At 63.5% G+C, this 6334-nt stretch carries 8 protein-coding genes; 7 read left to right on the top strand and 1 reads right to left on the bottom strand.

Translation table 11 applies throughout. The annotated features are described in order from the left end of the window. Positions 1 to 8 precede the first annotated feature (8 nt). The 5 genes from BFL43_RS04470 to BFL43_RS04490 all read left to right on the top strand — a co-directional run bounded on the left by BFL43_RS04470 (position 9) and on the right by BFL43_RS04490 (position 3288). Positions 9 to 980, top strand: coding sequence for a hypothetical protein (locus BFL43_RS04470; protein WP_084891170.1), 972 nt, complete (start codon positions 9 to 11; stop codon positions 978 to 980). 76 nt (positions 981 to 1056) lie between these two features. After that, positions 1057 to 1398: a 50S ribosomal protein L19 gene (gene rplS / locus BFL43_RS04475; RefSeq protein WP_084838604.1), complete on the top strand. Its 342-nt coding sequence runs from the start codon at positions 1057 to 1059 to the stop codon at positions 1396 to 1398. A 17-nt stretch (positions 1399 to 1415) separates the two neighbouring features. Further along, on the top strand, positions 1416 to 2273 hold the full coding sequence (gene lepB / locus BFL43_RS04480; protein WP_084891172.1) for a signal peptidase I: 858 nt from the start codon (positions 1416 to 1418) through the stop codon (positions 2271 to 2273). A 7-nt stretch (positions 2274 to 2280) separates the two neighbouring features. Then, positions 2281 to 2934, top strand: a complete 654-nt coding sequence (locus tag BFL43_RS04485; RefSeq protein ID WP_240498055.1) for a ribonuclease HII — start codon at positions 2281 to 2283, stop codon at positions 2932 to 2934. Between the two features lie 30 nt (positions 2935 to 2964). Next, a complete protein-coding gene (locus tag BFL43_RS04490) occupies positions 2965 to 3288 on the top strand; it encodes a DUF2469 domain-containing protein (protein ID WP_084838601.1) in 324 nt (107 codons plus the stop codon). Here the strand turns inward: BFL43_RS04490 and BFL43_RS04495 are convergent. Further along, complete coding sequence (locus BFL43_RS04495; RefSeq protein WP_276206086.1) at positions 3285 to 4910, bottom strand: DHA2 family efflux MFS transporter permease subunit; 1626 nt, start codon at positions 4908 to 4910, stop codon at positions 3285 to 3287. The genes BFL43_RS04490 and BFL43_RS04495 overlap by 4 nt on opposite strands. A 175-nt stretch (positions 4911 to 5085) precedes the next feature. On the opposite strand from BFL43_RS04495, the gene BFL43_RS04500 reads away from it, so the two are divergent. Continuing rightward, complete coding sequence (locus tag BFL43_RS04500) at positions 5086 to 5376, top strand: transposase (protein ID WP_084889699.1); 291 nt, start codon at positions 5086 to 5088, stop codon at positions 5374 to 5376. Further along, complete coding sequence (locus BFL43_RS04505; RefSeq protein ID WP_084889697.1) at positions 5373 to 6311, top strand: IS3 family transposase; 939 nt, start codon at positions 5373 to 5375, stop codon at positions 6309 to 6311. The genes BFL43_RS04500 and BFL43_RS04505 overlap by 4 nt, the downstream gene beginning before the upstream one ends. Positions 6312 to 6334: the final 23 nt, after the last annotated feature.

Below are 6334 nucleotides of genomic sequence, written 5' to 3' on the forward strand. Positions count from 1 at the left end.
CTGACCCCATGAGCCACTGGTTCACCGAGAACATCATCGACAACGGTCGACTACCGCTGTTCATGGCCTACATCGGCTTCATTCTGGGATTCCTCGGGATTCGTATCAGCGTGCGGCTGATCCGAGCCGAGGTCAGCTGGTGGTTCAACAATGTAACCCCCGGCGGACTGCACATCCATCATGTCGTCTTCGGCACCGTGCTCACGATGTTGTCCGGCCTCGGCCTGATCGCTCTGGCCATCAACGGCTCCCAGACGACGCTGTCGATCTTTGCTGCGCTCTTCGGAGTCGGTGCGGCCTTGGTCCTGGACGAGTTCGCGCTGATCTTCTATCTACGCGACGTCTACTGGGCAGAAGAGGGGCGCGCCTCGCTCGATGCCGTGTTCGTGGCGATGGCGGTCACGGGCCTGATCCTGCTCGGTTACCACCCGCTCGACTGGTGGGGCGCCGACACCAACGACGTGGCTGCCACGATCGCTGCGGTGATCTACTCGGGAGTGGTACTCGCACTGGCCGGGCTCGTGCTGCTCAAAGGAAAGATCTGGACGGGCCTCATCGGTTTGTTCATCTTCCCGCTGCTCGTGGTCGCGGCCATCCGACTGGCCCGTCCCACCTCGCCCTGGGCTCGCTGGCGCTACACAAAACGGCCGAAGAAGATGAATGCGGCCGTCCGGCGGGAACGCCGAGTGCGCAGGCCGCTCATCCGGGCAAAGATCTTCCTGCAGGACCTCATGGCCGGCAAACCCGACGTCGCCCACGCCAAGTCGGGCGCCGAAGAGGAATTGAACGCCAAGGTCCACCCCGCTCCCGCCAAGGGCGAGTCCGCAGGGCTCGTGCTGACCGAGGCGATTTCACCTGGCGGGGGTGCTTCTGGCACAATTGACCAGTTGCCGTTTGACGGTCAGCAGCCCGGCACGCCCGCGGTCGCTGAGACGTCGCGGAGACCACACGAATCGGAGCACGAACCAGTCGAGCCGTAACGCGTGACCCACGAGGCCACGTCGAAAGCCGCTAGGTTCCTCTACTCACGCCAACTGCAAGATTGGAACCGACAACATGAACACTCTGGACTTCTTGGACAACAAGTCCCTGCGCGACGACATCCCCGACTTCCGTGCGGGCGACACCCTGAACGTTCACGTGAAGGTGATCGAGGGTTCGAAAGAACGCGTCCAGGTGTTCAAAGGCGTCGTGATCCGCCGTCAGGGTGGTGGCGTGCGTGAGACGTTCACGGTCCGCAAGGTGTCGTTCGGTGTGGGCGTGGAGCGTACGTTCCCGGTGCACAGCCCCAACCTCGCGAAGATCGAGGTCGTGACCCGCGGCGACGTGCGTCGCGCGAAGCTGTACTACCTTCGCGACCTGCGCGGCAAGGCTGCCAAGATCAAAGAAAAGCGCTGACGCACTAAGCTTGCGGCGTGGTAGACACCCCCCGCGGTTCCGAGAGTTCCAGCCCTTCCGGCGACGATACCTACGGAGACCCGGATTCTGAGGGCGCCCGTCCGTGGCGCAGCCTGAACGACCAGGACGAGAGCAAGCCCAAGAAGAAGGGCTCCATACTGCGCGAGACGGCGATCATCATCGTCTGCGTGCTGCTGTTGACCTGGGTCCTGCAGACCTTTGTCGGCCGCCAGTATGTGATCCCGTCCGAGTCGATGGAACCGACGTTGACCGGATGTGCCGGGTGCACCAACGATCGCATCGTCATCGACAAGCTGGTCTACCGGTTCGGCGAGCCCGAGGCCGGCGACGTGGTGGTCTTCAAGGCCCCTACGTCGTCCTGGGATCTCGGATGGCGCTCACCGCGTTCGGACAACACCGTTGTCCGCGGGGCACAGAACGCGATGTCCTGGTTCGGGTTCGCCCCACCGGACGAGAACAACCTCGTCAAGCGCGTCATCGCGACCGGTGGGCAACGCGTGGAGTGCCACAACGCCGATCGCACCGGAGTCAAGGTCGACGGTAAGCCGCTGGTGGAGCCGTACATCGACATGAAGCTCCAGGAACAGAACGCTGCGATGCGTCCCGGAGATCTGCTGGACGCGAACGGCCAACTCAACTCGTGTCTCGGTGAGGATTTTGGTCCGTTGGACGTGCCGGCGGGGCAGGTCTGGGTGATGGGTGACAACCGCGGCAACTCCGCGGACTCGCGCTACCACCAGGACGACGAGCTGCATGGCATGGTGCCCGTCGACGACATCCGCGGCAAGGTTCGGTTCGTCATCTACCCGTTCTCCCGGATGGGTTCTGTCGACTCCGTCAATCCGCAGAAGTAGCACTGTAGTGCCAACGCGGTGGCCACCGAGGGTTGCAATCAGACGCGCGGCGGGTCTGCGCACCTTCGAGGCCGCTCTGTATCGCAGCGGGCTCGGGCCTGTCGCCGGGGTCGATGAAGCCGGTCGCGGTGCCTGCGCCGGACCGCTGGTCGTCGCGGCGTGTGTTCTCAAGCCCACGCAATTGGCGTCGTTGGCCGATCTGAACGATTCCAAGAAGCTCACGGCCGCGACCCGGGAGAAACTGTACAAATCGGTGACCCGTCACGCAGCGGCGTGGAGCGCGGTGATCATCGACGCAGCCGAGGTGGATCGAATCGGTATCCACGTGGCGAACATCGAGGGAATGCGCAGGGCTGTAGCAGGTTTGGTAATCCAGCCCGGCTATGTGTTGTCCGATGGATTCCGTGTCCCAGGTCTGACCGCACCTTCCCTGCCGGTGATCGGTGGTGACGGTGCCGCCGCCTGCATCGCGGCGGCAAGCATCGTCGCGAAGGTCACCCGCGATCGGATCATGGTCGCGATGGACACCGAGCTGCCCGGATACGGGTTCGCAATCCACAAGGGTTACAGCACAGAGATGCACATGCAGTGCCTCGATGCGCTCGGACCTTCAGAGCAGCACCGAATGTCGTACCGCAACGTGCGCATGCGCGTGCGTTGAACCAGGCGGTACGCAAGTTAGGCTTAGAGGATGAGCGCCGAAGATCTCGAGAAGTACGAAACCGAGATGGAATTGTCCCTGTACCGGGAGTACAAGGACGTCGTCGGTCAATTCACCTATGTCGTCGAGACCGAGCGCCGGTTCTACCTGGCGAATGCCGTCGAGATGGTGCCCCGTAACGCAGACGGCGAGGTCTACTTCGAGGTGCGCATGAGTGATGCGTGGGTATGGGACATGTACCGGCCGGCCCGGTTCGTGAAACAGGTCCGGGTCATCACCTTCAAGGACGTGAACATCGAAGAGCTGGAGAAACAGGATCTGCGGCTTCCCGAAGACGGCGTGCTGGGGGACTAACCGGCTACGTCGGCAACCGCGGTCACCGGTTTCTTGAGCAAAAGGCTGATGCACGCGAGCACCACCGCTGCCCCGGCAATCGCCCAGAGCACCACGGCGAGTGCTCCGAGGAATGATTGGGCTGCGGCTTGACGCGCTGCCTCCTCGAGCTCTGGTGCCGCTTGGACGGCGACGGTGCTCCTGATGTCCCCCGGGGTCGGAGATGCCGATGCGGGGTCGCCCGCACACCCTGGTGGCGTCTGCTCCGGGTGCGGTGAACTCAGCTGCATTTGTGCGCAACGGGTGAACTCACCTGCCACCGCGGGCCGCAGGGCCGGCGCCACGGCCGTCGCTTCCAGCGACCGGGACAGGGTGGCGCCTGCGTTGTCGACGGCCGATTGCGATTGGGCCGCAACTTGATTGAAGAAAACGATGCTGATCAACGCCAGTCCGACGGAGCATCCGATCTGCTGGATTGTCGGGATGGAGCCCGACGCGGAGCCGACGTTCGACGACGTCGTCCCCGACAGGATCGTTGCCTGCAGGGGTGCGACGAACAGACCGGTTCCGACGCCGCCGATGAGTAGCGGCAACAGGAGGGTGAGTAGATCCAGCGACTCACTGGCCGGATCGATGGTCACCGCGAGCCAACCGAGGCACACCGCGAACGCGACCATCCCGACGGTGAGTGTGCGTGAGCCGATCCGTGCGACCAACCACGGGGACACCACCGATCCGAATGCAGCCCCGACGGCGAACGGAAAGGTGAGGACGCCGGTGCGCAGCGGGCTGTAACCCAGTCCGAACTGCGCGGCGATCGACACCGTGAAGAAGAACGCAGCGAACACGCTGAAGAACGTGACCGAGAGAACGGCACCGACCGAAAAACTCCGGTGGGAGAAGAGGTCGAGTCGTAGCAGCGGGCTACCGCCCCGGTGCTGCAGTCGGCGTTCGTAGAAGACGAAGATCACGAGGAGTAGGACTGCGGCACCGAGCATGAGCAGCAATGAGACCGGCCACCCCTTCTCCCGGCCGACGGCGAGAGGGTAGATGAGTAGGAACAAGCCGGTGCTCGAGAGCACCATGCCGATCACGTCGAATGGCTCATGGGTCTGCGACCGCACCGGCGGGAGGTGCCGGTAGGCAAGCAGGGAGGCCGCCGCGCCCAGGGGGAGGTTCACCTGAAAGATGGTCCGCCAGTCCCAACCGAATACGTCGAGCGCGATGAGTGCGCCGCCGAGCATCGGGCCGAGCATCGCGGCAACCCCGGCCGTGGCGCCGTAGATCCCGAAGACCGCACCATGCTTGGCCCGTGGGAACAACACCGAGATGATGGCGATGGTTTGCGCGGATGCGGCGGCCGCGCAGACACCTTGCACTCCACGCAACGCGATGAGCTCTGTCACACCGGAAGCGGTGCCGCACAGAACCGAGGCGACGGTGAACCCGGCAAGCGCACAGAGGAAAACTCGGCGCCTGCCATAGCGTTCTCCGAGGCGTGAACTCGTCATCAGGGTGCACGCAAATGCGAGCGTGTACACCGTTGCGACAAGAAGTTGCGCCGAGTAGGTGGCGTTCAGGTCGGTGGCGAGGCTGGGCAGGGCGATGTTGACGATGGTGGTGTCCACCATCTGCATGAACACTGCGATGAGATGTCAACGGTCATCGGGAACTGCCCATGTGCGGACTTGAAAACTGCCCGTAGGTGGCCAATAAGAACTGCCCGGTGGCGGACATGAATCTGCCCATGCGGCGGTGCCCGCCACCGGTTCCTGAGGTTCCCCCCAAACCGTAGAGGCATCGATAATGAGGAGCACGATGTCTGAGAAGCGGAAGAAGTACGACCGGGAGTTCCGTGATGGGGCGGTCCGGATCGTCGAGGAGACGGGTAAACCGATCGCCCAGGTCGCGCGCGATCTGGGGGTCAACGAGGGCACCCTGGGCAACTGGGTCAACCGTGCGCGCGCCGAGCGCGGCGGCGAGGATGAGGCGAGCGGCGATAGTGCTGCCGAGCTCAAGCGGTTGCGTGCCGAGGTGGCCGAGTTGCGGATGGAGCGCGATGTTTTAAAACGATCGGTGGTCCTGTGGGTGAAGGAGGCGACGAAGTGATGCTGGCCCGCTTCATCGCAGAGCAGAGGACCACCTATCGAGTGCCACATACGGTCACGTGCGCGCTGCTTGGCGTGAGTATGGCGTGGTTCTACAAGTGGTTCAAGCGTTCTCAAAAGCCGGGTGCAGCAACAGGATTGCATACCGCGCGTGACTATCGGCGCGACACGGTAGACCGCGCAGTCAAGGTCAAGTTCATGACATTGCGGGGCTTGCATGGTTCCCCGCGGCTGCACGTGGACCTGCGTGAGGACGGGTGGACAGTGAGCGAGAAGACGGTCGCGGATTCGATGCGCCGGCAGGGTTTGGTGGCACGCCGGATCCGTCGCCGAAACGGGCTGACCCGGCAGGACAAGACGGCACCGAAGTTCCCGGATCTGGTGCGCCGGAACTTCACCGCGACGCGTCCGAACGAGAAGTGGGTCGGCGATATCACCGAGATCCCGACTGCGGCCGGGAAGTTGTATCTGGCGACCGTGATCGACCTCTACAGCCGCCGATTGCTGGGTGCGGCCACCAGCGTGCATCCAGACGCACCGCTCGCGTGTGCAGCAATCGAGATGGCGGTGGCCACCCGAGGCGGTAAGCAGGCCATAAGGCGTGACGAGGAGTCCGAACGGGTCATCTTCCACAGTGACCGCGGGTCGACGTACACCTCCAACAAGTTCACCAAGCTGTGCCGTCGGATGGGACTCCGTCAGTCGATGGGCCGCGTCGGGTCATGCTTCGACAATGCCGCTGCCGAAGCGTTCTTCTCTTCCCTGGAGTGGGAGGTACTGTCACGCAACGATTTCGAGACTCTTGCCGGAGCCAAGGCCGGTGTGCTTGACTGGTGTTACGGCTTCTACAACCACGTCCGCCGGCACTCCACGATTGGGATGGTCAGCCCCATCGACTACGAGAACGCTGCAGTCGCGGAGCCCGAAGCCGCATAGAGGAGTCCTCCACGATTTGGGGG

Origin of the sequence: Williamsia sp. 1135, assembly GCF_002095395.1 — a bacterium.
In the GTDB taxonomy this organism is placed as follows: Bacteria; Actinomycetota; Actinomycetes; order Mycobacteriales; family Mycobacteriaceae; genus Williamsia.